29 protein-coding genes and 1 pseudogene are annotated in these 26,980 nt (G+C 72.2%); 14 read left to right on the plus strand and 16 right to left on the minus strand.

What is annotated here, in order from left to right; translation table 11 throughout:
• Positions 1–32: 32 nt before the first annotated feature.
• Positions 33–185 (plus strand): annotated as a pseudogene (locus OIE75_RS02570) (glycoside hydrolase family 11 protein); the annotation flags it as partial.
• 56 nt (positions 186–241) lie between these two features.
• A complete protein-coding gene (locus OIE75_RS02575; protein WP_329469321.1) occupies positions 242–1,165 on the plus strand; it encodes an aminoglycoside phosphotransferase family protein in 924 nt (307 codons plus the stop codon).
• Here OIE75_RS02575 and OIE75_RS02580 read toward each other — a convergent pair.
• Positions 1,162–2,625, minus strand: coding sequence for an alpha/beta hydrolase family protein (locus tag OIE75_RS02580; RefSeq protein ID WP_329469322.1), 1,464 nt, complete (start codon positions 2,623–2,625; stop codon positions 1,162–1,164). The genes OIE75_RS02575 and OIE75_RS02580 overlap by 4 nt on opposite strands.
• A gap of 255 nt (positions 2,626–2,880) precedes the next feature.
• On the opposite strand from OIE75_RS02580, the gene OIE75_RS02585 reads away from it, so the two are divergent.
• Positions 2,881–4,098 carry an alginate lyase family protein gene (locus tag OIE75_RS02585; protein WP_329469323.1) on the plus strand — a complete coding sequence of 406 codons (1,218 nt, stop codon included), beginning with the start codon at positions 2,881–2,883 and terminating at the stop codon, positions 4,096–4,098.
• 22 nt (positions 4,099–4,120) lie between these two features.
• On the opposite strand, the gene paaE is transcribed toward OIE75_RS02585, so the two are convergent.
• The 5 genes from paaE to paaA are packed head-to-tail and all read right to left on the minus strand — an operon-like array spanning position 4,121 to position 7,834.
• A complete protein-coding gene (gene paaE / locus OIE75_RS02590) occupies positions 4,121–5,227 on the minus strand; it encodes a 1,2-phenylacetyl-CoA epoxidase subunit PaaE (protein WP_329469324.1) in 1,107 nt (368 codons plus the stop codon).
• Complete coding sequence (gene paaD / locus OIE75_RS02595; protein ID WP_307009271.1) at positions 5,227–5,736, minus strand: 1,2-phenylacetyl-CoA epoxidase subunit PaaD; 510 nt, start codon at positions 5,734–5,736, stop codon at positions 5,227–5,229. The genes paaE and paaD overlap by 1 nt, the downstream gene beginning before the upstream one ends.
• A complete protein-coding gene (paaC, locus tag OIE75_RS02600; RefSeq protein ID WP_307009273.1) occupies positions 5,730–6,557 on the minus strand; it encodes a 1,2-phenylacetyl-CoA epoxidase subunit PaaC in 828 nt (275 codons plus the stop codon). Before paaC ends, paaD begins: the two co-directional genes overlap by 7 nt.
• Positions 6,558–6,566: 9 nt before the next feature.
• The gene (gene paaB, locus OIE75_RS02605) at positions 6,567–6,860 is read right to left on the minus strand and encodes a 1,2-phenylacetyl-CoA epoxidase subunit PaaB (RefSeq protein ID WP_122617775.1); all 294 of its coding nucleotides are present in this window, start codon (positions 6,858–6,860) and stop codon (positions 6,567–6,569) included.
• Complete coding sequence (paaA, locus tag OIE75_RS02610; RefSeq protein ID WP_329469325.1) at positions 6,857–7,834, minus strand: 1,2-phenylacetyl-CoA epoxidase subunit PaaA; 978 nt, start codon at positions 7,832–7,834, stop codon at positions 6,857–6,859. The genes paaB and paaA overlap by 4 nt, the downstream gene beginning before the upstream one ends.
• Positions 7,835–8,011: 177 nt before the next feature.
• Here paaA and paaI point away from each other — a divergent pair, with 177 nt between their 5' ends.
• From paaI to OIE75_RS02625, 3 genes are all read left to right on the plus strand, one after another.
• Positions 8,012–8,461: a hydroxyphenylacetyl-CoA thioesterase PaaI gene (paaI, locus tag OIE75_RS02615; RefSeq protein ID WP_329469326.1), complete on the plus strand. Its 450-nt coding sequence runs from the start codon at positions 8,012–8,014 to the stop codon at positions 8,459–8,461.
• A complete protein-coding gene (paaK, locus tag OIE75_RS02620; protein WP_329469327.1) occupies positions 8,458–9,804 on the plus strand; it encodes a phenylacetate--CoA ligase PaaK in 1,347 nt (448 codons plus the stop codon). The genes paaI and paaK overlap by 4 nt, the downstream gene beginning before the upstream one ends.
• A gap of 111 nt (positions 9,805–9,915) precedes the next feature.
• Positions 9,916–11,214: a flavin-containing monooxygenase gene (locus OIE75_RS02625; protein WP_329469328.1), complete on the plus strand. Its 1,299-nt coding sequence runs from the start codon at positions 9,916–9,918 to the stop codon at positions 11,212–11,214.
• A gap of 77 nt (positions 11,215–11,291) precedes the next feature.
• Here OIE75_RS02625 and OIE75_RS02630 read toward each other — a convergent pair whose 3' ends face one another.
• The 6 genes from OIE75_RS02630 to OIE75_RS02655 all read right to left on the minus strand — a co-directional run bounded on the left by OIE75_RS02630 (position 11,292) and on the right by OIE75_RS02655 (position 16,501).
• A complete protein-coding gene (locus tag OIE75_RS02630; protein WP_329469330.1) occupies positions 11,292–12,419 on the minus strand; it encodes a tryptophan dimethylallyltransferase family protein in 1,128 nt (375 codons plus the stop codon).
• A gap of 207 nt (positions 12,420–12,626) precedes the next feature.
• A complete protein-coding gene (locus tag OIE75_RS02635) occupies positions 12,627–13,973 on the minus strand; it encodes a cytochrome P450 (RefSeq protein WP_329469332.1) in 1,347 nt (448 codons plus the stop codon).
• 15 nt (positions 13,974–13,988) lie between these two features.
• Positions 13,989–14,582, minus strand: a complete 594-nt coding sequence (locus OIE75_RS02640; RefSeq protein WP_122617770.1) for a GTP-binding protein — start codon at positions 14,580–14,582, stop codon at positions 13,989–13,991.
• Positions 14,557–14,934: a DUF742 domain-containing protein gene (locus tag OIE75_RS02645; RefSeq protein WP_307009284.1), complete on the minus strand. Its 378-nt coding sequence runs from the start codon at positions 14,932–14,934 to the stop codon at positions 14,557–14,559. Before OIE75_RS02645 ends, OIE75_RS02640 begins: the two co-directional genes overlap by 26 nt.
• Positions 14,931–15,332 (minus strand): roadblock/LC7 domain-containing protein, encoded by a 402-nt coding sequence (locus tag OIE75_RS02650; protein ID WP_109032225.1) that lies wholly within the window; start codon positions 15,330–15,332, stop codon positions 14,931–14,933. Before OIE75_RS02650 ends, OIE75_RS02645 begins: the two co-directional genes overlap by 4 nt.
• A complete protein-coding gene (locus tag OIE75_RS02655) occupies positions 15,329–16,501 on the minus strand; it encodes an ATP-binding protein (protein ID WP_329469334.1) in 1,173 nt (390 codons plus the stop codon). The genes OIE75_RS02650 and OIE75_RS02655 overlap by 4 nt, the downstream gene beginning before the upstream one ends.
• Positions 16,502–16,831: 330 nt before the next feature.
• Here OIE75_RS02655 and OIE75_RS02660 point away from each other — a divergent pair, with 330 nt between their 5' ends.
• Together OIE75_RS02660 and OIE75_RS02665 are read left to right on the plus strand one after the other, a co-directional pair.
• The gene (locus OIE75_RS02660; protein WP_329469336.1) at positions 16,832–17,584 is read left to right on the plus strand and encodes a sulfite exporter TauE/SafE family protein; all 753 of its coding nucleotides are present in this window, start codon (positions 16,832–16,834) and stop codon (positions 17,582–17,584) included.
• Positions 17,585–17,845: 261 nt separating this feature from the next.
• A complete protein-coding gene (locus OIE75_RS02665) occupies positions 17,846–18,574 on the plus strand; it encodes a S1 family peptidase (protein WP_307009291.1) in 729 nt (242 codons plus the stop codon).
• A gap of 48 nt (positions 18,575–18,622) precedes the next feature.
• Here OIE75_RS02665 and OIE75_RS02670 read toward each other — a convergent pair whose 3' ends face one another.
• Positions 18,623–18,766, minus strand: a complete 144-nt coding sequence (locus tag OIE75_RS02670) for a hypothetical protein (protein WP_329469339.1) — start codon at positions 18,764–18,766, stop codon at positions 18,623–18,625.
• 59 nt (positions 18,767–18,825) lie between these two features.
• Here OIE75_RS02670 and OIE75_RS02675 point away from each other — a divergent pair, with 59 nt between their 5' ends.
• From OIE75_RS02675 to OIE75_RS02695, 6 genes are all read left to right on the plus strand, one after another.
• Positions 18,826–19,665, plus strand: coding sequence for an ABC transporter ATP-binding protein (locus OIE75_RS02675; protein WP_329469340.1), 840 nt, complete (start codon positions 18,826–18,828; stop codon positions 19,663–19,665).
• A gap of 87 nt (positions 19,666–19,752) precedes the next feature.
• Complete coding sequence (locus OIE75_RS41400) at positions 19,753–19,827, plus strand: putative leader peptide (protein ID WP_352157278.1); 75 nt, start codon at positions 19,753–19,755, stop codon at positions 19,825–19,827.
• A gap of 48 nt (positions 19,828–19,875) precedes the next feature.
• The gene (locus OIE75_RS02680) at positions 19,876–20,949 is read left to right on the plus strand and encodes an ABC transporter substrate-binding protein (protein ID WP_329469341.1); all 1,074 of its coding nucleotides are present in this window, start codon (positions 19,876–19,878) and stop codon (positions 20,947–20,949) included.
• Entirely contained in the window at positions 20,946–21,803 is an 858-nt protein-coding gene (locus OIE75_RS02685; protein WP_307009297.1) for an ABC transporter permease, read from the plus strand. The genes OIE75_RS02680 and OIE75_RS02685 overlap by 4 nt, the downstream gene beginning before the upstream one ends.
• Entirely contained in the window at positions 21,779–22,552 is a 774-nt protein-coding gene (locus OIE75_RS02690; protein WP_307009299.1) for an ABC transporter ATP-binding protein, read from the plus strand. Before OIE75_RS02685 ends, OIE75_RS02690 begins: the two co-directional genes overlap by 25 nt.
• Positions 22,549–23,871: an LLM class flavin-dependent oxidoreductase gene (locus tag OIE75_RS02695; RefSeq protein WP_307009300.1), complete on the plus strand. Its 1,323-nt coding sequence runs from the start codon at positions 22,549–22,551 to the stop codon at positions 23,869–23,871. Before OIE75_RS02690 ends, OIE75_RS02695 begins: the two co-directional genes overlap by 4 nt.
• Before the next feature lie 189 nt (positions 23,872–24,060).
• On the opposite strand, the gene OIE75_RS02700 is transcribed toward OIE75_RS02695, so the two are convergent.
• From OIE75_RS02700 to OIE75_RS02710, 3 genes are all read right to left on the minus strand, one after another.
• Positions 24,061–24,936 (minus strand): oxygenase MpaB family protein, encoded by an 876-nt coding sequence (locus OIE75_RS02700; RefSeq protein WP_329469343.1) that lies wholly within the window; start codon positions 24,934–24,936, stop codon positions 24,061–24,063.
• Positions 24,937–25,016: 80 nt separating this feature from the next.
• Positions 25,017–25,382, minus strand: coding sequence for a transglycosylase family protein (locus OIE75_RS02705; protein WP_329469344.1), 366 nt, complete (start codon positions 25,380–25,382; stop codon positions 25,017–25,019).
• A gap of 98 nt (positions 25,383–25,480) precedes the next feature.
• Positions 25,481–26,950 carry a sialate:H+ symport family MFS transporter gene (locus OIE75_RS02710; RefSeq protein WP_329469345.1) on the minus strand — a complete coding sequence of 490 codons (1,470 nt, stop codon included), beginning with the start codon at positions 26,948–26,950 and terminating at the stop codon, positions 25,481–25,483.
• Positions 26,951–26,980: the final 30 nt, after the last annotated feature.

Raw genomic sequence — 26,980 nt, forward strand, 5'->3', positions numbered from 1 at the left:
CCACGGTGGGCTCGGCCGTCGGGGCGGCGCTGCAGTCGCAGCGGACCGGAGGGACCGTCACGACGGGCAACCCCTTCTACGCGTGGGCGCGCGCCGGGATGCCGCTCGGCGGCTTCGGCTACTACATGATCATGGCCACCGAGGGCTACCGGAGCAGCGGCAACTCCAGCATCTCGGTGAGCTGACCGCCCGCCCGGAAAGCGTTTGACGGCCGTCCGTGCCGAAGGGTCGGATGAGGCCCATGAGTTCAGGGTGGATGCACACGGACGCGTACCCCCTCGACGAGCGTCTGGTGCGGCGGCTGGTCGACGGGCAGTTCCCGCGCTGGGCGGGGCTGCCCGTCGAGCGCTTTCCGTCCGGTGGCACGATCAACGCGATGTACCGGCTGGGTGACGACATGGTCGTCCGACTGCCGCTCGTCAAGGGCGGCGTGGCGGACGTGACGGCCGAACGGCACTGGCTGCCCCGGCTGTCCCCCCTGCTCCCCGCCACCGTGCCCGAGGTGCTCGGGGCCGGCCAACCCGCCGGGGGTTACCCATGGCCCTGGTCGGTGTACCGGTGGCTGACCGGGGAGATCCCCGAGGCAGGGGCACTGACCGATCCCGTGGCGCTGGCGGGTGATCTGGCCGGGTTCGTCTCGGCGATGCGCACCGTCTCCCTGCCCGACGCTCCCGCCGCGCACCGCGGCGGCCCGCTCGCCACGCTGGACGCGGCGACGCGGGCCGCCCTCGAGGAACTGCGGGGCCTGCCCGAGGAGGACGTCGACTGCGACGCGCTGGCCGCCGTGTGGCACGACGCGCTGCGGGCCCCGGTCTGGGACGGGCCGCCCGTCTGGCTGCACGCCGACCTGATGCCCGGCAACCTGCTGGTCGAGGGCAGCAGGCTCACCGCGGTCATCGACTTCGGGTGCGCGGGAGTGGGCGACCCGGCCTGCGACCTCTTCCCGGCGTGGAACCTGCTGCCCGCGGGCGCCCGGGAAGTCTTCCGGGAGACGCTCGGCGTCGACGACGCGACCTGGCGGCGCGGCCGGGGGCGGGCCCTTTCCCAGGCGCTGATCGCGCTGCCGTACTACCGGAAGACCAACCCGGCGATGGCGGGCAACGCCCGCCACGTGATCCGCGCGGTGCTGACGGAGCGGGAGCAGGGGCGCCGGGGCGCTGCTTAGGGCGCGATCCCCACACCGTCGATCCTGCTCCACGCCCGCTCCTGGGCGGCGGTCATGGCGGGCCAGTGGAGTCCGCCGGGCCGGGGGCGCACCCGGGAGGCGTACGGCGACGGGCGGAAGCCGGGATCGTAGAAGCAGCCCTCGCCGTAGGTCGCGTCGAGGGTGGCGCAGGAGGCCGCGATCGAGCGCGCTCCGGGTTTGCGGCCCGTGCGGGCCCAGGCGTCCAGCGCTGCGATGGAGCCGGCGTACTCGGAGTCGCTCAGCGAACTGTGCTCGGACTCCTTCGTGAAGGTCTGGACGAGGTTCCCGCCCCGGCCGGCGCCCCGGAGAGTGGCCAGGTAGGCCGCCTCGTGCTCCACGAATGCCGTCGGGTCGTCGATGGCGTGCAGGGTGAGGACGGGCAGGTCGACGCGGCCGGTGAGGTCGCTGTCGTAGGAGAGGTCGCGGCGTGCGGTGGGGTCGGCCGAGAAGCGTTCCACACCCGCGTTGAGTGCCTTGTCGTCGTGCGAACCGGAGTACCGCACACCGCGGTTGCTCCACGGGTTCCGCCCGCCGAGCCGGTTCGACACGATGTCCCGGAACGTGAACGTGGCGAACTTCAGATGCGACTCCAGGGTGCGCTCGGGGATGCGGGTGACGGCGAGGATGTCGTCGAGGTTGCGCTGCTGGAGGGCGGTCCGGTCGGCCGGGGCGGACTCGTGGCCGGTGCACTCCTGGAGACGGGCGGCGAGCCCGGCGCTCGTCATCGTGGAGCCGGGGCGCAGGCCCTGCCACAGCGGGTACTGCGGCTCGGTCGGGCGCGGGTGGTTGTGGCAGTAGTACTGGTAGACGACCCGCAGGTCCACGCGGTAGTCGTAGCCGCGCGAACCGCCGCCGAGGACGCCGTTGGTGAGCAGCACCCCGTCGTACGCGCCGTGGCGTCGGCCGTAGGTCTCCGCGACCTTGGCGGCGACGTTGCCGCCCCAGGACTGACCGTGCAGGTAGGTCCGTTCCGGACGGCCGAACTCCTCGGTGAACAGGCGCCGTACGTTCTCGGTGTCCGCGGCGGCCATCCGGGCTCCGTAGCCGCCGCGCCGGTATGCGGACGCGGCCCACGCGTAGCCTTCGTCGACCATCACGGCCCAGCGCTCCAGGTCCTCGGTGCTGCGGGCCGGGTCGGAGGCGTCGCCGAGGTCGGGGCCGCCGTGCGCGTGCACGACGAGGGAGCCGTTCCAGTCCTTCGGCACGGCCATCGTGTAGTACGCCCCGTTGGCGTCCCGGCCGGTGTAGCACGAGGCCTTTCCGGCCAGGGCGGGCGGGCAGGCGGCGGCCGTGGGACGGTCGGCCGCCCGCGCGGGGGCGGCCGACACGTTGCCCAGGGTGCCGAGGAGGACGGCCGCGAGGGCGGCCGCCACCACCGCCGGACGGCTTCGGCGGTGCGTGGTCCGGGTGACGGGCGCGGGAGCGTCGGGTCTGGTCAAGGTGCGGCTCCTGTACGTGCTGCGTGCCGGCGCGAAGTTGCGCTGCGAGCCGGGATGCTAGGAATCCGCCGCGGCCGGGACCACCCCTTCGATCATTGCGTTCATAGTGTTCGCCCCACGCCCCCGGATCGGCGTCCTCCAGGACTCCCTGCGCGGCCCCTTGACTGCCCATTGGTCTCTACCTATCGTCACCGCGCAGTCGAACGTTCAGAACAACACTCAGCGTTCACATAGACGAACGGATGGACCCCCCACATGTCCTCTGCTTCCACACCTCGCCGCCGCAGATCCCGAGCCGTCCTCCTCGCGACCCTCACCGCCGCGCTCGCCGGCACCCTCCTGGCAGGACCCGGCCCGGCCGCTCCTCGCGCGCAGGCCGCACCGGCCGCGTTCACCCACCCCGGAGTCACCGTCTCCGAGGGCCAGCTCGACTTCGCCCGTGCCAAGGTGCAGGCCGGGGCGCAGCCCTGGAAGGGCGCCTTCGACCAGATGATGAGGAGCAGGTACGCCAACCTGAACCGCGTCCCCAAGCCCCGCGCGGTGGTCGAGTGCGGTTCCTACTCGAACCCCAACATCGGCTGCACCGACGAGCGCGAGGACGCGATCGCGGCCTACACCAACGCGCTGGCCTGGTACCTGACCCGCGACGAGCGGTACGCGCGCAAGGCGATCGAGCTGATGGACGCCTGGTCCGCGGTGATCCGGGACCACACCAACAGCAACGCCCCGCTCCAGACCGGCTGGGCCGGCGCGTCCTGGCCCAAGGCCGCGGAGATCATCAAGTACACGTACACCGGCTCGTGGGCCAACTCCGGCCGCTTCGCCACCATGCTCCGCAACGTCTACCTGCCCGAGATCATCAACGGCTCCAACTCCAACGGCAACTGGGAGCTGACGATGATGGAGGCGGCCGTCGGCATCTCCGTCTTCCTGGAGGACAAGGCGTCCTACGACAAGGCCATGGGCAAGTTCCGCACCCGCACGGCCGCGTATGTGTACCTGGCCTCCGACGGGGACCTGCCAAGGACCGTGCCGAGCCAGAACCTCAACACCCGGGACAAGATCGTCAAGTACTGGCAGGGCCAGTCCACCTTCGTCACCGGCCTCACCCAGGAGACCTGCCGGGACTTCACCCACACCGGGTACGGCATCTCGTCCATCGCGCACGTCGCCGAGACCAGCCGGATCCAGGGGCAGGACCTGTACGGCACCGACGTGGGCGAGCGGCTGCGGCACGCGCTCGGCTTCCAGGCCAAGTACGAGCAGGGCGCCGCGGTCCCGGGCTCGCTGTGCGGGGGCTCGCTGCACCTGGGGCTCGGCCCGGTCACCGAGGTCGGCTACAACGCCCTGCACAACCGCCTGGGCCATGCCATGGACAACACCCAGGCCCTGACCGAGCGCACCCGCCCGTCCGGATCGAACAACCTGTTCGTCGCCTGGGAGACGCTCACCCACGGCGACAACCCGGCGTGACACGGCGCCGGGTGATGGCGGCTCAGCTGTCGTAGTCCACGGTCAGCTTCTCGGAGACCGGGTACGTCTGGCAGGTCAGCACGTACCCGGCGTCGACCTCGGCGTCCTCGAGGGCGTAGTTGCGGCGCATGTCCGCCTCGCCGTCGGTGACCAGGGCGCGGCAGGTGCCGCAGACCCCGCCCTTGCAGGCGAAGGGCAGGTCGGGCCGGGTCTGCTGGGCTCCGTCGAGGACGGTCCGCCCGCGGGGCAGGGAGGAGGTGGTGGAGCGGCCGTCCAGGGTGATGGTGACCTCGCTGACGGGTCCCTGCGGGCCGGTCTCCTCGTGGCGGACCTCCCGCACGGGCTCGTCGCCGGCGAAGAAGAGCTCCCGGTGGACGCGGTCCGCCGGGACGCCGAGGCCGGCCAGGACCTGCTGGGCGTCGGCGACCATGCCCTGCGGGCCGCACAGCCACCAGTGGTCGGCGGCCTCCACGTCCACCAGCGAGCCGATGAGCGCCGAGAGCCGTCCGGCGTCCAGCCGGCCGGAGAGCACCTCGGCCTCGCGGGGTTCGCGGGAGAGCACGTGGGCCAGGTGGAAGCGGGCCGGGTGGAGATCCTTCAGGTCGGCCAGCTCGTCGGCGAACATGACCGTGTCCGTGCGGCGGTTGCCGTAGAACAGGGTGACGGACGACCGGTCGTCGGCGCCCAGCACCGACTCGGCGATGGACACCATGGGCGTGATGCCCGACCCGGCCGCGATCAGCACGTGGTGGCCGGGGACGGTCAGGTCGGGGGTGAACAGTCCGGTGGGCGCCATGACCTCGACGGTGTCGCCGGGCCGCACCTCCTCGACCAGCCACGAGGAGAACACGCCGCCGGGCACCACCCGGACCCCGATGCGCGGCACCGAACCGGCCGGTGCGCAGATCGAGTACGAGCGGCGCTCGTCCCGGCCGTCCACCTCGCGCCGCAGGGTGAGCGACTGGCCGGGCGCGAAGGCGAACTCCCCGGCCAGCTCGTCCGGGATCTCGAAGCTCACGGCCACCGCGTCCGCGCACAGCCGCTCGACGGCGGCCACGCGCAGACGGTGGAAGGCGGGCCGGCGGCGGGCACGCACCGGCGCTGCCGGGACGGGGGCGGTCGGGGCCATCAGATCTCCTTGACGTACTCGAACGGCTCGCGGCAGGCCCGGCAGCGCCACAGGGCCTTGCAGGACGTGGCGGCGAAGCGTGAGGTCTCCTCGGTGTCCGCCGAGCCGCAGCGGGGACACGGCACCGCCGCCCGGGTGGGTGACAGCACGAGAGGAACCGGGCCGCCACGGGGTGCGGGACCGGGCGGGGCGATGCCGTGCTCGGCGAGCTTGCGTCGGCCGGACTCGGTGATCCAGTCGCTGGTCCAGGGCGGGTCGAGGACCGTGCGGATCTCCACGCGCTCGTATCCGGCGTCCCGCAGCCGGGCGGCGACGTCCGCGCGCATCTCGGCCATGGCCGGGCAGCCCGAGTAGGTGGGGGTCAGGCTCGCCACCACGGTGCCGTCCGCGCCGACCTCGACGCCGCGCAGGACCCCGAGGTCGGCGAGGGTCAGCATGGGCAGCTCGGGGTCCGGCACCCGCTCGGCGACGCGGCGGGCGCGGGCGGTGTCCTCCAGCACGGTCACCATGTCGCCTCCGGGTGGGCGCGGGCGACGCCCTGCAACTCGGTGAGCAGCGGCGCCAGATGTTCGGTGTGCTCGCCGGCGCGGCCGGAGCCGGGCAGCGGGCGGTACACCGGCAGGGGCAGGCCGGCCGCCTCGGTGACCTGGCGCAGCACGTCGGCGACCTCGTCCCGTACGTCGTACGCCGTGTGCAGCTCGCCGAGGTACGGGGCGACCGCGTCCAGCGCCGCGCGCATCCTGCGTCGCGACTCGTCGGTACCGTCGCCCAGGCGGACGGCCCACTCGGCGGCGTACTGCCGGTGGTAGGCCAGTTCCTTGACGCCCTTGGCCGCGACCGCCGCGAGGACCGGGTCGGGGTGGTCCACCAGCCGCTGGAAGTGGGCCAGCCGCCAACTGGAGAGCACCAGCAGCCGCACCACGGCGAACGCGAAGTCGCCGCGCGGGAGTTCGGCCAGGGTCACGTTGCGGAAGTCGCCGGCGTCGCGGAAGTAGGCGAAGGCGTCCTCGTCGCGGCCGGTGCCGTCGGCCTGCCCGGCGCGCGCGTACAGCAGGCGGGCCTGGCCGAGGAGGTCGAGGCCGATGTTGGCCAGCGCCACCTCCTCCTCCAGCTCCGGGGCGCGGGTGACCCACTCGGCGAGCCGCTGGGCGCTGACCAGGGCGTCGTCGGCCAGCGCCACGCAGTCCGCGGCCAGTCCGGCGGCGTCGACACCCTCGGGCACGGTGGTGTCGACGCCGTGCAGCGGGTCCTCGAAGCCGGTGCCGTAGGCCCAGCGGGTGTCGTCCTCGTGTCCCTCGGCCAGGGTGAGGTAGACGTGGTCGTCGCTCATGCCCTGCTCCTAGATGTGGGGGACGTCGTCGGGGATGTCGTAGAAGGTCGGGTGGCGGTAGACCTTGTCCGCGCTGGGGGCGAAGAAGGGGTCCTTCTCGTCCCGGGTGGAGGCGGCGATGTGCTCGGAGCGGACCACCCAGATGCTCACGCCCTCGTTGCGCCGGGTGTAGAGGTCGCGGGCGTGGGTGAGGGCCATGGCGTCGTCGGCGGCGTGCAGCGAGCCGACGTGCACGTGGTTGAGGCCGCGCTTGCCGCGCACGAAGACCTCGTACAGAGGCCAGCCCTGCTTCTCGGGGGTCATGCCACCGCTCCCTTCGCCGCGCGGGCGGCCTGCTTGGCGGCGTGGGCGGTGGCCGCCTCGCGCACCCAGGCGCCCTCTTCGTGGGCGGTCCGCCGCCGCTCGCTCCGCTGTGCGTTGCACGGGCCGTCGCCCTTGATGACCCGCATCAGCTCGTCCCAGTCCGGGGTGCCGAAGTCGTGGTGCCCCGCCTCCTCGTTCCACCGCAGCTCCGGGTCGGGCAGGGTGACGCCCAGCTTCTCGGCCTGCGGGACGGTCATGTCGACGAAGCGGCGGCGCAGCTCGTCGTTGCTGTGCCGCTTGATCTTCCAGGCCATCGACTGCGCCGAGTTGGGCGAGGCGTCGTCGGGCGGGCCGAACATCATCAGGGACGGCCACCACCAGCGGTCCACCGCGTCCTGGACCATCTCGCGCTGGGCCGTGGTGCCGCGCATCATCGTCATCAGCAGCTCGTAGCCCTGCCGCTGGTGGAACGACTCCTCCTTGCAGATGCGCACCATCGCGCGCGCGTACGGGCCGTACGAGCTGCGGCACAGCGGTACCTGGTTGCAGATGGCCGCGCCGTCCACGAACCAGCCGATCACGCCGACGTCGGCGAAGCTGAGGGTCGGGTAGTTGAAGATCGACGAGTACTTCTGCCGGCCCTCGATCAGGCGCTCGGTGAGGTCGTCGCGGTCGGCGCCGAGGGTCTCGGCCGCCGAGTACAGGTACAGGCCGTGGCCGGCCTCGTCCTGGACCTTGGCGAACAGGATCGCCTTGCGGCGCAGCGACGGCGCCCGGGTGATCCACTCGCCCTCCGGCTGCATGCCGATGATCTCCGAGTGGGCGTGCTGGGCGATCTGCCGGATCAGCGTCTTCCGGTAGCCCTCGGGCATCCAGTCGCGCGGCTCGATGCGCTGGTCGTGCGCGATCGTCGCGTCGAAGTGCTCCTGGAGACCGTCCGGGGGCGGCGCCTCGGCGGCGTGTGTCGTGGTCATCGTCACCAGCTTCCCAACCGACCATTCGTTCGGTGCCAGTGTGACGGGTTTCCGGGCACCGGGCAAGACCCGGGACCCCGCCGCTCGCACTCTTGACAGGGCGCCCGCGCGGCTGGATTACTGGGCCGTGCCGCGCGCTGACCGAATGGTCGGTTGGGACAGAAGGTGGTGGGAAGGATGTCGCAGGCCACTGGGCCGACACCCACGGAGACGATGTTCTCCGCGGACGAGGCCTCCCGGGGGCTGGGCATCGAGCTGGTCGAGCACGGCGAGGGGACCGCCGTACTCCGGATGACCGTGACCCCGGCGATGGTGAACGGACACCGGATCGCCCACGGCGGCTATCTGTTCCTGCTCGCCGACACCGCCTTCGCCTGCGCCTGCAACAGCCACGGTCCGGTGACCGTCGCGGCCGGCGCCGACATCGTCTTCGTCGCCCCGGCCCGCCAGGGCGACGTCCTCGTGGCCCGCGCCGAGGAACGGGCCCGGTTCGGCCGCAGCGGCGTGTACGACGTGAGCGTGCGGCGCGGCGACGAGGTGATCGCGGAGTTCCGCGGACGCAGCCGCAGCATGCGGGACACCACCGGGGACCGGACGCCGGGCACGACGACGAAGGAGCCGCGATGAGCAGCGAGCCGACGACCGGGGCGGCCCCGGCACCCCGCCCGGGTGAACCGCTCCCCCACGACCTGCTGGACGACGCCGAGCGCCTGTCCCGGGAGCAGCTCGCGGAGCTCCAGCTGGGCAGGCTGCGCGCGACCCTGCGGCACGCCTACGAGAACGTGGAGCTGTACCGCAAGAAGTTCGACGCCGCCGGGGTCGCCCCGGACGACTGCCGCAGCCTGGCGGACCTCTCCCGCTTCCCCTTCACCACCAAGGCGGACCTGCGGGACACCTACCCCTTCGGGATGTTCGCCGTCCCGATGGAGGACGTGCGGCGGGTGCACGCCTCCAGCGGCACCACCGGCCGCGCCACCGTCGTCGGGTACACGGACAACGACCTGTCCACGTGGGCCGACGTCGTCGCCCGTTCGATCCGGGCCGCGGGCGGGCGTCCCGGCCACAAGGTGCACATCTCCTACGGCTACGGCCTGTTCACCGGCGGTCTCGGCGCGCACTACGGCGCCGAACGCGCCGGGTGCACGGTGATCCCGGCCTCCGGCGGCATGACCGCGCGCCAGGTGCAGATCATCCAGGACTTCCGGCCCGAGATCATCATGGTCACCCCCTCCTACATGCTCACCCTGCTCGACGAGTTCGAGCGGCAGGGCGTCGACCCGCGCTCCAGCTCGCTGAAGGTCGGCATCTTCGGCGCCGAGCCGTGGACCGAGGAGATGCGCCGCGAGATCGAGGAGCGGATGGACATCCACGCCGTGGACATATACGGCCTGTCCGAGGTGATCGGCCCGGGTGTGGCGCAGGAGTGCGTCGAGACCAAGGACGGGCTGCACGTGTGGGAGGACCACTTCTATCCGGAGGTGGTGGACCCGCTCACGGACGCCGTCCTGCCCGAGGGCGAGGAGGGCGAGATCGTCTTCACCTCCCTCACCAAGGAGGCGCTGCCGGTCGTCCGCTACCGCACGCGCGACCTGTCGCGGCTGCTGCCGGGCACCGCCCGCCCCGCCTTCCGCCGGATGCAGAAGGTCACCGGCCGCTGCGACGACATGATCATCCTGCGTGGGGTGAACGTCTTCCCCACCCAGATCGAGGAGATCGTGCTGCGCACACCGGGCGTCGCCCCGCACTTCCAGATCCAGCTCTCCGAGCGCGGCCGGATGGACCACATGACCGTGCGGGTCGAGGCCCGTCCCGACGCCGGTCCCGAGCAGCGCGAGGCCGCCGCCCGGGCGATCGTCCAGGGCGTCAAGGACGGCGTGGGCGTCACGGTGGAGGTGGAGGTCGTCGCGCCGGAGACCCTGGAGCGCTCCCTCGGCAAGCTCCGCCGGGTCCGGGATCTGCGCGGCGCGTGAAACGTGAGGACGAACACGTCTGTTCGTCCCTCGTGCTGGTGTGCCGCGGGATGCGGATGGGCAGTCAATGCATGATCGGGGGAGGTCTGGTCCGTCCTGGGGGGAAATCCCGTGCGCGTGTGTGTGATCGGTGCAGGTCTGTCGGGATTGGCGGTGGCGCACTCGCTCAAGGAGCGTGACATCGGATTCGTCTGCCTGGAGAGGGCGCCCGACGTCGGCGGGATCTGGCGGCAGCCGGAGGCCGGCGAGCGGGGGCCGGGCTACCTGTCGCTGCACCTGAACACCGCGAAGCAGCTGACCGGTTACGCCGGTTTCCCCATGCCGTCCTCGTATCCGCTCTACCCCCGGCACAGCCAGGTCGCCGCGTACTTGCGCTCCTTCGCCGAGTGGGCGGGCCTGCTCGACCACATCGAGCTGCGGACCGAGGTGGTGGCGGTACGCCAGGGCGCGGACGGCGCGTGGACGGTGGTCAGCCGCGACGCGGGCGGCACGGAGTCGGCCCGCCGCTTCGAGCAGGTGATCGTCGCCTCCGGACATCACACCGACCCGGCCCTGCCCGACCCGCTCCCGCCCGGCGCCGACTCCTTCGATGGAACGATTCTGCACTCCCTGGACTACCGTGACGGCGCCGACTTCGACGGACGCCGGGTCGTCGTCGTCGGGCTCGGGGCGTCCGCCGTGGACATCGCGGCCGACCTCTCTCGGCACGCCGAAGAGACCGTGCTGTCGGTGCGGCGGGGGCTGCACATCGTGCCCAAGCAGCTCTTCGGGATGTCGGTCGACGAGATCGCCGAGGCGCCCTGGTGGACCGAGATGTCCTTCGCCGAGCAGCGCAGTTGGGTGGAGCGGTCGCTGCTCGTCGCACGCGGCAGACTGGCGGACTACGGCCTGCCCGAGCCCGACCACCCGGTCTTCTCCTCCGCCGTGACTCTCTCGGACGAGATCCTCAGCCGGATCCGGCACGGCGCCGTGACCCCGAAGCCCGCGATCGCCTCCTTCGACGGCGACCGGGTCGTCTTCACCGACGGCACCTCCACGACCGCGGACGCCGTCGTGTACTGCACGGGCTTCCACATGACCTTCCCCTTCCTGCCGGCCGGCTGCCCGGTGGCGGCGGACGGTTCGGTCGAGCTGTACCGACGGGTCGTCCCGGCCGGCCGGCCGGGTCTCTACTTCGTCGGGCTGGTCCGGCCCGTGGGCGCGATCACCCGGCTGGTGGAGGCGCAGGCGGAGTGGGTGGCGCGGATCATCGACGGCGAGGCCGAACTGCCCGCGGCGGAGGCGATGCGCGAGGAGATCGGCACCTACCTCACCTCCGTGGCCCAGCGCTACGGCCGGACCGAGGGCGCCTCGATCCAGGTCGACGTGGGCCCGTACCTGGCGGAGTTCCGGGAGTCGCTGCCCGTGTGACCGTCCCGCACGGCGTCGTGCCCAGGGGCTCCCGGTGACGTCGGCCGGGAGCCCCTGTGGTGTGCCGGGCGGCCGGCTCAGTGCACCGCGACCGGATGCCGGGCCGGCATCGCGGCGGGCGGCCGGACCGCGTACGCCTCCGAGGAGAGGTACGCCGTCACCCGCGGCGGCCGGCCCCGCTGGAGGGCCAGCGCCAGGTAGGCGATGAGCCCGACCCCGTCCTCCGGCCGCCGGTCGGTGACGGCGGCCAGCGCCCGGACCAGCATCGAGGCGTCCATGCCGTGCCGTTGCAGCAGCCGCGACGCCCGGGCCAGGGCCTCCCCGTCGTGCGGGGCGTAGTCCCTGACCGGGATGTGCAGGGTGAACCCGCTGGGCCGGGGGTCCGCCGGGCCGGTGAAGGAGTGGCAGGACAGGCCGGGCAGCCCGTCGAGTCCCGTCGCCCCGGGCCCGGCGCCCGCGACCGTGCGGAAGAAGCCTTCGACCATGGCCGGAACCGGCTCCGGGATCATGCGGGACAGCCTCCCGGCACGGGCGGAGGTCAGGCTGTCGTGGCGCACGTAGACCTTCACCCGGGGTTCCTCCCAGTCCCCCAGGTCCAGGGCGAGGAACGGATGACCGCTGCCCGGGGGCAGGTTGGCGTAGGCCCGCCCGAGCCCCAGTCGGCGCAGCGCCTCGCGCACCGTCGCGGCGGAACGTTCCTCCCCGTTGGCGGCGGGGTTCAGGTAGACCTTGACCTTGGGCACACCGCCGGGTGTCAGTTCCAGCGCGCACCACAGGGCCAGGGGGCCGTGCGGAGCGGGCGGCAGGAAGAGGTCCGTCACCTCGTCGAGGGGGCCGGTTCCGAAACGCCACCGGCGCGCCATCTCCCGGACCGTCTCCAGTCCGGCCCGGCCGTTGTGAGCCAGGCTGTCTGCGCCGCAGCCCGGTTCGATGAGCACCCGCAGGACGGGGGCCGCGTCCGGCCGGAAGGAGAGGGAGAACTCGACGGGGGTGTGATCGTCGGAGAGGAAGGTGCGGTAGGGCGGCGGCAGGTGGAGCGGCCGTCCGGCCACCGGCCCCAGGGAGTCCGTCAGGACCCGGGCGTAGGTCTCGATGTCCGCTCCGGCGAGGCCGGCGACCGCGCCGAGTCTTCGCAGCTGGCCGCCCGTGAGGGCGCCGAGTGTCGGCACGCCCCGCGGGTCCGTACCCGTCGGCGCGGCGGTCACCGGCCCGTCCCCGGCCGGAGCCGCACAGAGCGATACCCGCCGGGAGAGGCGGGTATCGGGGGTTTCGGCGGCGGGAAAGCGGCGTTCGTGGATATGTGGTCCACGACACCTCCTTTTACTCGTAAGCAACTTGAATGCCGCGTTGCTCACTACCCGTGCCGTTCAACCTTCATGCGAAAGGGGCGGGTTGGGAGGGTGTTGTACAGATCACCGTGTGAGCCAGTTGAGGAACTGGCTCCACATGCCGCTGCGTTCGGCCGGCCGGGCCGGGGTGGCGGCCTCGGACTCCGCCGCACCCGGGGTCGGCCGCGGCTCGGCACCGCGTCCGGTGCGGGCCGGGGTGAAGCGGGCCGGCAGGGTGGCCAGGGCCCGGTTGAAGGGGCCCGGACGCCAGGTCAGGCTGTCCTCCGGGACGGCGAGTTCGACGTCGGGCAGCTCGTTGAAGAGGTGCTCGATGGCGGTGACCGTGATGTGCCGGGCCGGTTCCTTGGACGGGCAGGCGTGCGGTCCGGCGCTCCAGGCGAGGTGCGCGCGGTTGCTGCCGGCCTGGCGGGAGGCCCTGAGGGCCGGTCCGGTGTTGGCCGCGGCGAAGCTGACCAGCACGAGATCGCCCGCCTGGAGGTGCTGTCCGGCGAGTTCCGTGTCGGCGGCCGGGTAGTGCGGCGCGTAGTTCGACATGGGCGGGTTCTCCCACAGCGTGTCGTCCAGCGCCTCGTCGATCAGGCCGCCCTCGCGCGCGTACCGCTCATGGGTGAGCAGGCGGTGCAGCGTGTTGCCGATGAGGTTGCGCAGCGGCTCGGCGCCCGCGCCGAGGAGCAGGGCGAGCTGGTGGACCATCTCCTCGTCGCTGAGGCCCGCCTCGTGGCGCATCAGCCAGGAGGTGACGTCGTCGCCGGGCTTGCTCCGCTTGAGCGCGACGAGTTCCCCCACCGCCTGGAAGAGCACCTCGACGGCCTTCTCGGCGTTGACGCCGTCGAACATGCCGGAGATGCCGAACAGCACCCGGTCGCCGATGTCGGCGGGGCAGCCGAAGAGTTCGTTGAACACGAACAGCGGCAGCTGCTTGGCGTAGTCGCCGAGAAGGTCGGCGGATCCGCGGGCGGCGAACTGGGAGATGAGGTAGCCGGAGATCTGCTCCGTGCTCCGGCTCAGCCGCCGGGTGTCCACCCGCGCCATGCTGTCGGTGACGGCCTGGCGGAGCCTGAGGTGGTCGGCGCCGTCGGCGAACATGCAGTTGGGCCGGTAGGCGAGCAGGGGCGCGACCGGGCTGTCCGGGCCGACCTTGCCCTCGTTGAAGGCCCGCCAGCGCCGGGCGTCCTTCCGGAAGGACCCGGAGTCCTGGAGCAGCTGGAGGGCGGCGGCGTAGTCCGTGACCAGGGTCGCCTCGACGCCCGGGGCCAGTTCGACGGGCGCCGCGGCCCCGTAGTGGCGCAGGTACTCGTAGTACGCCTGCGGGTCGGCGGCGAACTCCGGTCCGTGCAGGGGCACTCTGGCGCCGGAGCCGTGGGCCGGGCACCCGGGCGGCGGCACCGGGGCCGTGTCGTGAGCGTTCATGTCTGCTCCCAGCTCCTAGCGGGTGCGGTCCAGCAAGTAGCGGACGAGGGTGGTCAGTGCGGCCGCCGAGGACTTCTCGTCGCGGGCGTCGCAGGTGACGACGGGGGTGTCGTCGAGCAGGTCGAGCGCCTCGCGCAGCGCGTGTTCGTCACGCAGCGGGGTGCCGTCGAAGTGGTTGACGGCGATGGCGTAGTCGAGCCCGTAGTGCTCGATGAGGTCGATCACGGGGAAGGAGTCCGCCAGCCGCTCGGGGTCGACCAGCACCAGGGCGCCGAGCGCGCCGCGTGCCATGTCCTCCCACATCTGGACGAAGCGCTGCTGGCCGGGGGTGCCGAAGAGGTAGAGGACGACGCGGTCGCTGATCGTGAGGCGGCCGAAGTCCATGGCGACCGTGGTGGTGGTCTTGCCCTGGACGCCGCCCAGGTCGTCGACCGACTCGGCGGCCTGCGTCATCGTCTCCTCGGTGGACAGCGGCTCGATCTCCGAGATGGAGCCGATGAGGGTGGTCTTGCCCACCGCGAAGTGTCCGACGACGAGGATCTTGACCGCGGTCTGGGTCGCCCCGCCGCGTACGTAGTCCCGCTCATCCAAACTTGGCGCGGAGCCCATTGAGCACCTCCTCCAGGATCTCCTTGTCCGCGAGCCGGGCGCGGGCCACCGGCGGGCGGGTCATGAGGTGGCCGCCCTCCATCAGGGAGGCCAGCAGGATCCGCACCACGCCGAGCGGGAAGTGGGTGTGTCCGGCGATCTCGGCGACCGAGAGGTAGCCGGCCGAGCAGAGGTCCAGCAGGCTCTGCTCCTCGGGTGACAGCCGGGCCGGGCGCCGGGTGTCCTCGGCGGAGGCGGTGACGAGGGTGATGAGGGAGAGGTGGTCCTCGTCGGGCAGGCCGCGGCCCTTGGTGATGACGTACGGCCGTACTAACTCCGGCACCTCGGGCTCCCAGCCGTCGTGGCCGGTCATGAGCGGGCGCCGAGGTTCTCGCGCGGCGGTGTCGTCAGCCGTTTGCCGAGCTGGGCGACGAGCTGCTGCATCCGGAAGGTGATGTCGGCCATGTCCACCTCGGGGGAGGCGGAGACACCGAGGTAGGCGCCTTCGCCGGCGGAGATCAGGAACACCCAGCCGCCGTCGAACTCGACCAGGGTCTGGCGCCAGGACTGGCTGGGGTCCTCACAGAAGAAGGCGAGGGTGCGGCTGAGCGACTGCACCCCGCTCATCGCGGCGGCGACCCGGTCGGCGTCGTCCTTGTCGAAGTCCTGCGTCCGGGCCATCAGCAGACCGTCGGCGGATATCAGGACGGCGTGCAGGGCTCCCGGAATCTCCAGGGCGCTGTCGAGCATCCATGACAGATCGTCGTTCACGAGACCTCATGTCCTTCGCTGCTGGCACCAGGCGTTCTGCGCGTCCGGTCGGTGCCCTCGGGGTCGGTGACCCGGCCGGACCGCGTTCCCCGCTGGAAGGCACCCATGACCTGTGCCTGCTCGGAGTCGGAGCGGCCCGCCGGGCGGGGGGTGGGCTCGTTGCCGGGCACGATGGCCATCGGCCGCTTGCGGCGCCGCCGGGGCAGACCGTCGTCGGTCCGGGACGAGACGGGCGCGGCCTCGGCGCCGCCGTCCCGGACCGGCCGGGCGGTGGCGTGGGCAGCGGGGGCGGGAGTCTTCTTCTCCGGCACGCCGGTGAGCAGTTCGTGCGGCAGCAGGACCACCGCCCGTACACCTCCGTAGGGGGACGAGGAGTCCACCGACACCTCGAAGCCGAATCGTTCGCACAGCAGGCCGATGACCGCGAAGCCGAACTGCGGCGGATTGCCGAGCCCGGCCACACCCGAGGCGCGCTCGGTGGCGAGCAGCCGGTCGGCGCGGGCGCGCTCCTCGTCGCTCATGCCCACACCGGCGTCGTCGACGACCACGCAGATGCCCTTGGGCACGGTCCGGAGGTTGATCTCCACGACGGTGTCGGGGCTGGAGTAGCTGGTGGCGTTGTCGAGCAGTTCGGCCAGGGCGAGGGCGACGGGCTCCACGGCCCGGCTGGTGATGCCGAAGTCGACCTGGGAGAGGATGTCCACCCTGCGGAAGTGCCGGATGCGGCCCTGCGCGCTGCGCACCACGTCGTACACCGAGGCGGTGTCGCGCCGCCCGCCGAGCCAGCCGTCGCAGAGCACGGCGATGGACTGGGCGCGCCGGCCGAACTGCGAGTTGGTGTGATCGATCTCCAGCAGGTCCTGGAGGAGGGCCGAGTCGCCGTACTTGGTCTGCAGGCGGGAGAGGACCAGCTGCTGTTCCGCGGCGAGGCCCTGAAGGGTCCGCATGGCGGACTTCAGGACCGTCTTGGTCTCGTCCTCGGCCCGCTCCTGGGCCGCCTGTACGGATTTTCCGTAATCGTTCTCCAGCTGGGTGTAGTGGTCCCTGAGCCCCTGCACCTGCTGCCGCAACGCCCGTGCCGCCCCGCGCTGGCGGCTGATGAGCACGGCGGCGGCCACGAGGGCGACGAGGGCCACCCAGAGCAAGGGGTTCCCTGTGTATTCCGTCATAAGACTCTCTTCAGGCGACTGACGGCCGGCTTGCTGAATTCCCGTCTACGCGGACGGCGGTGGACCGCCCGCACCGGGGTAGCTGTCCGGGCTGTCCCTGAAGTCGGGGATGCCGTCTTTCACCCATCCGCCCGCTCCGCAAACGCGGTGATCGTATCACCGCATGATCAGGTGAATTTACGTCAAGAAGCGTCCATCCAGGACCGGTTGGAGACCGCCGGACGTACCACCTCTGCCGGTGGGTACAGTCGGCCCCGTGAAAGATGCACCAGACACCTTCCGGCCGGCCCACTGCGCGGCCTCGGACGGCCCGGGGTGACGCCCGAGGCCATGGCCGCGGTGTTCGCGGCCGGCGTCGGGGCGGGCGCCATCAACAGCGTGGTCGGCTCCGGCACCCTGATCACCTTTCCCGTGCTGCTGGCCACGGGCCTGTCGCCGGTCACCGCCACCGTCTCCAACGCCCTCGGCCTCATCCCCGGCTCCATCAGCGGCGCCATCGGCTACCGCGAGGAACTGCGCGGCCAGCGGCGGCGGGTCCTCAAGCTGAGCGTCGGCGCCCTGATGGGCGGTCTCGCGGGCGCCACACTGCTGCTCGCGCTCCCGGAGGACGCCTTCGAGACGATCGTGCCGGTCCTGGTGGGCCTCGCCCTGGTGCTGGTGGCGCTGCAGCCCCAGATCGGCAAGTGGGTGCAGCGCCGCCGTGCGCGCACCGGCGCCTCCCCTCGCCGGGACGGCGGTCCGCTGCTGTTCACCGGCCTGACCCTGGCCAGCGTCTACGGCGGCTACTTCACGGCCGCCCAGGGGATCATCTACCTGTCCCTCATGGGCACGCTCCTCGACGAGCCGCTGCAACGCCTCAACGCCGTCAAGAACGTCCTCGCCGCCGTCGTCAACACCGTCGCCGCGCTCTTCTTCCTCTTCGCCGCGGACTTCGACTGGACCGCCGTCGGCCTGCTGGCGGTCGGCTCGGCCCTCGGCGGGTACGGCGGGGCCAAGGTGGGCCGCCACTTCAAGCCCGTCGTCCTGCGGACGCTGGTGGTGACGGTCGGCACCGTCGCCCTCGTGCAACTGCTGCTGCGCTGACCCACGGGATCCGGGCCTTGTCGCCGACGGTCCGGCTCGGGGACGCCGCCCGCCCGGGCCGCCCGAGACCACACCTCGTGACCGTCTGCGTCCGCACTGCCGCGGACGTGGGCGGCGCGCACCGCCGGACGGGCCGTCCCGCGGCATAACGCCGCGTTATGGGAAGTCGGGAGTGCCGATGCCGCGGCAGGGCCGGGGATGCTGGGCGCCCCCACAGGCCGAACACGCGCCCCGACGCGTGTCCGTCGGAATCGAGGAGCCTTGCGAACCTCCAGACTCGCCCCCACCCTGACGGCCGCTCTCACGGCCACGCTGCTGTCCGCCCTCGCGCTCGCTCCGCAGTCCTCGGCGGCGGAGCCCCGCCCCGGTGACGGCGGCCCCCAGCCGATCATCGGCGGCGGCTACGCGCAGAACGCCCCCTGGGCGGCCCGGCTGTTCTCCAACGGCGCCCAGACGTGCAGCTCGACCATCATCTCGCCCACCTGGGTCCTCACGGCCAAGCACTGCGTCGGAGGCGGCGGCCTGTCCTTCCGTATCGGCAGCCTCGACCAGGGCTCGGGCGGCACGGTGGCGAACGGGGCGCAGACCACCACCCATCCCTCCGCGGACCTCGCGCTGGTCCGGCTCGACCGCTCCGTCTCCGCCTCCTACGCGCCGCTCGGACAGCCGGGCACGGTGCGCGTGGGCCAGACCGTTCAGGTCTACGGCTGGGGCGCCACCTCACGGTGCGGCTCGGAGATCAACTGCCAGTCCCAGTACCTCAAGGTCGCCAACCTGAGCGTCACCAGCGGGTGTTACGACGCCTACAACGGCCGGGCGATATGCGCCCGCCCCGGCGACGGCATCACCGCGGGCGGCGACTCGGGCGGCCCGATGATGGCCGGTGGCGTCCAGGTCGGCGTGGCCTCGACCAGCGACCGGCAGTCCACCACGGCGTACACGAACGTGACCGCCTACCGGTCGTGGATCCAGTCGGTGGCGGGCGTCTGACCCTTCCCCTCCCGCCCGGGGAACCCGACCGGTTCCGGCCTGCCCCCGTCACAGCGGGGGCAGGCGCAGGACGCCCTTCGGGTCCCCGGCCGACACGCGTGCCGCGAAGGAGTACGCGGACTCGTCCGCGGTCCGAGTGCCGCCGCGTTCCGTCGCGACCCGTCCAGGAACCGGACGGTCCAGCAGGCGCATGGCCAGTACATCTACTGTGCCGGGGGTACGGCACACGTCCCGCGCGAAGGAGGCACGGCATGACCGGGCGCACGACCGGCTCGCAGGAGAACGAGCGGGAGGCGGCGGTGCTCCGGCTCCGGGACGTGCACGTCCGGCGCCTCACCACCGACCAGCTGATCCTCGACGGCATCGACTGGACCGTCCGGCCGGGTGAGCACTGGGCCCTGCTGGGTGCCAACGGCGCCGGGAAGACCACCCTGCTGCGGCTGCTCGGCGCGCTGATGCATCCCACCGCCGGCACGGTCGAGGTCCTCGGCAGCCGGCTCGGCCGGGTCGACGTGCGCGAGCTGCGGGCGCGCATCGGCCATGTCAACGCCGCCCAGCGGGTGCCGCAGGATCTCACCGCCCACGCGGTCGTGGTCACCGGCCACAGCGGCACCGTGCAGCCCCTGTGGCGGACGTACGACGACGAGGTCCGGGGCCGGGCCCGCGACCTCCTGACCGAGCTGGGCGTCAAGGAGCTGGCCGACCGGCCGTACGGGGTCTGCTCGGGCGGGCAGCGGGCGCGGATCCTCATCGCCCGGGCGCTGATGGCCGATCCGGCGCTGCTGCTCCTCGACGAGCCGTTCAACGCCCTCGACCTGCCCTCCCGCGAGGACCTCGTCGAGGCCATGCACCAACTGGCCGAGAGGCGTCCGCACCTGGCCACCGTGACGGTCACCCACCATCTGGAGGAGCTGTTCCCGGCCGTCAGCCACGCCCTGCTGCTGCGCGAGGGCAGGATCCTCGCCGGTGGTCCCGTCGAGGGTGTCCTGACCGACTCGCGGCTGACCGCGTGCTTCGGCCGCGACATCACGGTGGCCAGGCGCGAGGGGCGCTGGTCCGCCTATTCGGGCCGCCGCGTTTCCGGAACATGACGCGCCCACGAAGGCGTCGTTGCAGTACCGGCGGAGCCGACCGGTAGCCCTTGACCCGGTTTCAACCCCCTGGCTAGCGTCCACGGCATGCGGAAATCCCGGCAGTTCACGAAGCGACGGGCCATCGATCTGATGCGCGTCGCCACCGCGGTGTGTAGCTGAACCACACCGCCCGCTGCCCCCTTTCTCCCGCTCCCCGTGAAGGCCGTGATGACCTCTCGCACACCCCTGCCCGGATTCCGGGGCTTTCCCGCCCTGACCGCACTGGCCCTTTCCCTCACCGTCACCGGCTGTGTGGCCCCGGCGCAGACCGCGGGCAGCGAGGACGTCTCAAAAGAGAGGATCCCGGCCGCGGTCGCACGGGACACCACGCTCACCGTCGGAGCGCCCGACCTCAAGGTCGCCCTGGAGCTGTCCGGGCAGATCGACGAACTGCCCTTCAAGGTGAAGTGGGCCAACATCAGCGGCGGCCCCCAGTGCTCGGAGGCCTTCCGGGCCGACGCACTCGACGTCTGCTCGGCCGCGGACATCCCGTCGATCAACGCCCACTGGACGGGTCTCGACACGAAGCTCGTGGCGGTCAGGTTCCGCGCGGACCCGTACGAGAACCCCGTCTACGAACTGGGCACCGCCCCGGGCTCCGGCATCAGGACCCTCGCCGACCTGCGGGGCAAGAAGATCGCCTACAGCCCGGGGCAGGCCCAGGGAGCACTCGTCCTGCGCATTCTCAAGAAGGCCGGTCTCACCCAGCAGGACGTCGAACTCGTCGAACTCGCGAGCACCGGCGACGTCTATCCCACCGCGCTCGGAAACCACCAGGTGGACGCCGCGCCCATCGCGGACGTCAACATCAGGCGCTACCTGGCCAACTACGGCAAGGAGGGCGGCGCGACCGTCAGGCACGGGCTCCGGGACGACCCGGCACACCTGTGGGCGCTGACCGAATCCGTCGCCGACGCGCAGAAGTCGGCCGCCCTCCGGGAACTCGTGAAGTTCTGGGCCAGGGCGCAGATATGGATCGACAGGCATCCCTCGGAATGGGTGGCGGGCTACTACGTCGAGGACCAGGGACTCAGCAAGGAGGACGGCGAATACCTGGTCCGGCGCATCGGCCACCCCGACCTTCCGGCGGACTGGACCGACGCCGTCCACCGGCAGCAGCAGACCATCGACCTGCTGGCGAAGGAGCAGGACCGCGAGCCGTTCGACGCGGATCTCCTCTTCGACCGCCGCTACGAGCCGGTGGCCGCCGAGGCCGTTGCCGGTGAAGGGACGTCGCCATGAGCACCACGATCTTCGACAAGCAGGCGCTCCCGGCCACCGAGGCCCGGCCGGACCAGGTGCGTACGCCCGGGCCACGACGACACCGCCCGGGCCCCGGCAAGCCCGTGCGGTACGGGTGGGCGATCGGCCCGGTCCTGCTGCTCGCGTTCTGGGCGGCGGGTTCGGGACTGGGCGTCTTCGACGTCCGCAGCCTCCCCGCGCCCTGGACCATCGCCGGCACCGCGGGCGGCCTCGTCGACAACGGCAAGCTCCAGTCCCACCTCGCCACCTCCGCCCAACGTGCCCTGCTGGGGCTGCTGTTCGGGGTCGCGACCGGGCTGGTCCTCGCCCTCGTCTCCGGACTCAGCCGCCTCGGCGAGGCCGTGATCGACGGCCCGGTGCAGATCAAACGGTCGATCCCCTCGCTGGCGTTGATCCCGTTGCTGATCCTCTGGTTCGGCATCGGCGAGACGATGAAGGTGATCACGATCGCGCTCGGCGTCTTCGTGCCGGTCTACATCCACACGCACAACGGACTGCGCGCCATCGACAACCGCTACGCCGAGCTGGCGGAGACCGTGCGCCTGGGCAGGCTCGGCTTCGTCCGGCACGTCGTGCTGCCCGGCGCCCTGCCCGGCTTCCTGCTCGGCATGCGCTTCGCGGTGACCGGCGCCTGGCTGGCACTCGTCGTGGTGGAGCAGGTCAACGCCACCAGCGGCATCGGCTACATGATGGAACTGGCCCGGACGTACGGGCAGACCGACGTCATCATCGTCGGTCTCGTGGTGTACGGCCTGCTCGGTCTGGTCTCCGACGCCCTCGTACGTCTGGTGGAGAGGAGGGCCCTGTCATGGCGGCGGACGCTGGCGGGCTGAACACGGCGGACCGCGTGACGGTCCGCATCGAGAACCTGGTGCGCTCCTTCGGCGAGCGCAGGGTGCTGGACGGGCTCGACCTGTCCATCGCGCCCGGGGAGTTCGTGGCACTGCTGGGACGCAGCGGCTCCGGCAAGAGCACGCTGCTGCGCGCCCTGGCCGGCCTCGACCACGAGGTGGCGGGCAGCGGTGGACTGACCGCACCCGACCATGTGTCCGTCGTCTTCCAGGACGCGCGGCTGCTGCCCTGGAAGCGGCTGCTCGACAACGTCGTGCTGGGCCTGACCGGGCCCTTCGCCGAGGACCGGGGCCGGGCCGCCCTCGCCGAGGTCGGCCTCGCAGGACGCGAACGGGCCTGGCCGGTGGAACTGTCGGGCGGCGAACAGCAGCGTGTCTCGCTGGCGAGGTCCCTGGTACGCGAACCCCGGCTGCTGCTGGCGGACGAGCCGTTCGGCGCGCTGGACGCGCTGACCCGGATCAGGATGCACGCCCTGCTGCGGCGGCTGTGCGAGCGGCACCGGCCGGCCGTGCTCCTGGTGACGCACGACGTCGACGAGGCCATCGCGCTCGCGGACCGGGTGGTGGTGCTGGACCGGGGCCGGATCGCGGCCGACCTTCCCGTGCGGCTCGCCGCACCGCGGGACCACGCGGGCGCCGAGTACACCGCCCTGCGCGGCCGGCTGCTGGCCCGGCTGGGCGTGCGGAACTCCGGCAGCGCCGGGCCGATCGAGGAGGAGAACGCGGCATGAGCGCCCGCAGCCTGCACCTGAACCTGTTCGTCTATCCGGGCGGCCATCACGAGGCCGCCTGGCGGCACCACGGCACCGACCCCGGCCGCATCCTCGACATCGGCTTCTACCAGGAGCTGGCCCGCCGGGCCGAGGCGGCCGCGTTCGACGCCGTGTTCTTCGCCGACGGTCCGTCGCTGGCCGACAACGTCCGCTACGCGAGCCGCTTCCGGCTCGAACCGTTCACCTGGTTGTCGGCGATCGCCGCGGCCACCGAACGCATCGGCCTGATCGCGACGGCCTCGACCACGTACACCGAGCCGTACAACCTGGCGCGCCTGTTCGCCTCACTGGACCACCTCAGCAAGGGCCGGGCCGGCTGGAACATCGTCACCACCGGCGCCCCCCAGGCCGCGGAGAACTTCGGCCTCGACGGACATCCGGTGCACGCCGAACGGTACGACCGTGCGCGGGAGTTCGTCGACGTGGTGACGAATCTCTGGGACAGCTGGGAGGACGAGGCGCTGGTCGTCGACCAGAAGACCGGTGTGTTCGCCGACACCGACCGCATCCACGAGATCGGTCACTCGGGCCGCCATCTCAAGGTGCGCGGCCCGCTGAATCTCCCCCGCTCCCCGCAGGGCCGCCCGGTGTACGTCCAGGCCGGGTCCTCCGAGGACGGCCGCTCCTTCGCCGCGGCCTACGCGGAGGCGGTTTTCACCGCGCACCAGACGCTGCGGAGCGGGCAGGAGTTCTACGCCGACCTCAAGGCGCGGGCCGCGGCCCTCGGCCGTGACCCCGGCCTGCTGCTCGTCCTGCCGGGCATCAGCCCCTTCATCGGTGCGACCGAGGCCGAGGCACGGGCACTGCACGCGGAGTTCGACGAACTCACCCAGCCCGAGTACTCGCTCCAGCTGCTCCGGCGTCTGCTGGGTCTCGACCTCACCGCGGACCAGCTGGACGGGCCGGTGCCCCGCCGGCTCATCGAGACCCGGGGCGAACGCGGCAACGGCAGCCGCTTCCAGCTCGTCCTGGACATCATCGACCGCGAACAGCCCACGGTGCGCGGGCTCATGCACCGCCTCGCGGGCGCGCGCGGCCACCGCGTGGTGGCCGGCACCCCCGAGCAGGTGGCCGACCAGATCCAGGAGTGGTTCGAGCAGGGAGCCGCCGACGGCTTCAACGTCATGCCGCCGTGGCTGCCGGGCGGCTTCGGCCTCTTCGCCGACCAGGTGGTCCCGATCCTGCGGGCGCGCGGCCTGTTCCGCACCGCGTACGACGCGGCGACGCTGCGCGGGCACTACGGACTGCCGCGGCCCGCCGCGTCGGTCCCGCACTGAGGCACGAGGGCCAGAGGTCGGCCCCGGGCGGGTCCGCGTACCGGACGTCCGGGGCCGCCCCTCTGCTCCCCGCCGGGGACTGCCCGTCCCCCGTCCGGGAAAAACGCCGGGCGGCCACGACCGGGCACAAGTGCACGCCCACGGATCACCCCGGTCAACACGGCGTACCGTACGGCGGGCGGCCCGCCGCTACGCCGCGTCCCGGGGCGGCGTCATCGCCCAGCGGATGCCCGCGGTCACGGCCGACCCGAGCGGGCGCACGCACACGCCCTCGGCCGGGGGAACGCGCGGCAGGCCCAGGGCGCGTGAGGCCCAGACCGGCAGCAGGGACACCGCGTTGGCGGCGAGCAGCCCGTAGGGCAGACGCGCGAGCAGCGGGATGGGCGGCCTGAGCAGCAGGAAGCGGGTGGTGCTGCGCGCCTCGGCGGTCGCGCGCAGTTCGCCGCGGTAGGCGGCGATGCGTTCGGTGAGTCCGGCGCGGTCGACGGGCGGGTCGGGGACGCCGAGCGCGGTGGCGATGCGCGCCATGTCGGCCACGTAGCCGTCGCACTCGTCATCGTCCAGAGGGTGTGCGCCGTACCGCTGGTGGGCGCGCAGGAAGCTGTCGGCCTCCGCCACATGCACCCAGCACAGCAGGTGCGGGTCGGCGGCGGCGTACTCCTCGCCCTCGGCCGTGACGCCCCGCACCCTCTCGTGCACGGCCCGTACCCGCTCGCAGGCCTCCTGCGCGCTGTCCGCCGTCCCGTAGGTGGTGACCGCGAGGAAGGTGCTGGTGCGCTGGAGCCGGCCCCAGGGGTCGCCGCGGAAACCGGAGTGCGCGGCGACCGCGGCCATGGCCAGGGGGTGGAGCGACTGGAGCAGCAGGGCGGAGAGGCCGCCGATGAACATGGAGGCGTCCCCGTGCACCCGCCGGATCGGCCGTTCCGGGCCGAACCAGCGCGGGCCCGGTGTGTCGTGGATGCGGGCACGGTTGCCCGGGCCCTCCGGCCCCGCCACGCGGGAGAAGATCATCTCTCCCAGCCGTGCGCGCGGGTCGGGGATGCGGTCACCGGGGAGACGTGGCATGTCTGCCGAGCCCTCCTTCGCCCTCCTGCGGCCGGGCGGCTCACACCCCTACGTCTGCCCAGGACCGCCGGGCGGGAACATCAGGCGCAGCCCCAGGCGTTCATTCCCTGGATCCGGGCCAGGCTCTTGGCGACGGCGATCTGCTCGGCGCGGCTGGCGAGGTCCGCGCGCGGGGCGTACTTGAGGCCGCCGGCCGCGATCCAGCTCGACAGCCTGAACTGCAGACCGCCGTAGTAGCCGTTGCCGGTGTTGGCCTTCCAGTTGCCGCCCGACTCGCAGGCGGCGATGGCGTCCCAGTCGGTGCGCAGGGGGACGGACGGTGAGGCGGCCGCTGCGGTGGTGGCGCCCAGTGCGGTCGTGGCGAGCAGCGCCGCCACGGCGATCCGGACCCCACGGCGGTGCGCGCCGCACACGTCACTCCGATGAGCATTTCGTCTACAGATCATACTGGGACTGTTACCGCATGTGATGGCATGGCGACGCACCTTCCGCCCCTCGTTACGCCGGTCGGAGCAGGCGAACCACCCTCCGGCCGGCGTCCGCCTCACTTCGCCGTCGGTACGGACGGCGGGCTCTCCACCGCCGCCTCGGTGGCCAGGTAGTCCGGCACGGCCTCGGGGTCGACGAGACGGTTGAGGCGGCTCGGGACGTCGAAGCCGATCAGCAGGATGACCACCAGGGTCAGCGAGAAGGTGAGCACCGCGAGCGACTGTCCCAGCGACATGCTCGACGCCAGCCGGGCACCGAGCACGGGGGCGACGGCGCCGCCCAGCGCGCCGACGTTGTAGGTGAAGCCGAGGGACGCCGCGCGGGTCTCGGTCGGGAAGTGTCCGGCGATGTACTTCGGCAGCAGTCCGGAGATGCCCTGCATGCAGGCGAGCATGAGGAACAGCAGGATGCCCAGGCCGAGTTGGCTGTCGCGGATCGCGAAGACGGGGAAGACGAAGGCGATGCCGACGGCCAGTGTGCAGGCGTACGCCCTGCGGGTGCCGAACCGGTCCCCGAGGAAGCCGGTGACGATGCAGCCGGCCATCGTGCCGAACCCGGCGTAGTAGAGCGCGTCGCTGACCTGCGCGGGGGTGAAGCCGAGTTCGCTCTTGAGGTAGGTGGGCAGCAGGGCCTGCACCGGCCAGCTGTAGAGGAAGGCGCAGAAGACGGTGACGCAGAGCGCGACGAAGAGCAGCCAGCGCTTGCGCCCGCCCAGCTGCACGGCGAAGGCGAGGAGACAGGCCGTGGCCACGACGGAGAGGACGGGCACCGCTCCCGCGCCGAGCGGGGTGAAGACCGCGAACAGCGCGCCCGTGGCGACGACCGCGAGCACCGTGTTGACCGTCGCCCGGCGCCGGTCCGCGAACAGCGGCCGGAAGGGGTTGGGCCGCTCGCCGGTGGCGCCCACCCGGGCCTCCCAGTCGTCGGCCTCGGGCAGCGCCCGCCGCACCCACAGCGCGACGACGACCGGGAACAGTCCGATGTAGAACAGCCAGCGCCAGCCGTGCCCCGGCACCACGTGCTCGTAGACCTCGGCCGCCAGGACGCCGCCCAGGGAGAAGCCGGAGATGAGGAATCCGGAGGCGCGGTTGCGCAGCCGGGCGGGCCAGCTCTCCAGTACGTAGGTGGCGCTGGCGCTGTACTCACCGGCCATGCCCATGCCGATCAGCAGGCGGGCGGTGAACAGGCTGGTGTAGTCCCAGGCGAAGCCGCAGGCGAAGGTGCCGACCGAGTACAGCAGGATGCTGGCCACCATGGCGCTCTTGCGGCCGAAGCGGTCGCCGAGCGCGCCGAGCACGGCGCCGCCGAGCCAGCGGGTGATGAAGGCCCCGGAGACCAGGCTCGCGGACTCGACGGTGGACAGCCCGAAGTCGTCGGCGATCTCGGTCAGCACGAGGGTGATGAGCACGAAGTCGAAGCCGTCGAGGAGGTAGCCGATCCAGGCGGCGAAGAAGGACTTCCACTTCTCCCGGGTGATCTCGTGGTACCAGGGCGGGGCGGTCGGGGTGGGGCGCGCAGCTGACATGACGGATCCAATGCGGGTGGGAAGACGCGC

The organism is Streptomyces sp. NBC_01723, from assembly GCF_036246005.1.
GTDB lineage: Bacteria > Actinomycetota > Actinomycetes > Streptomycetales > Streptomycetaceae > Streptomyces.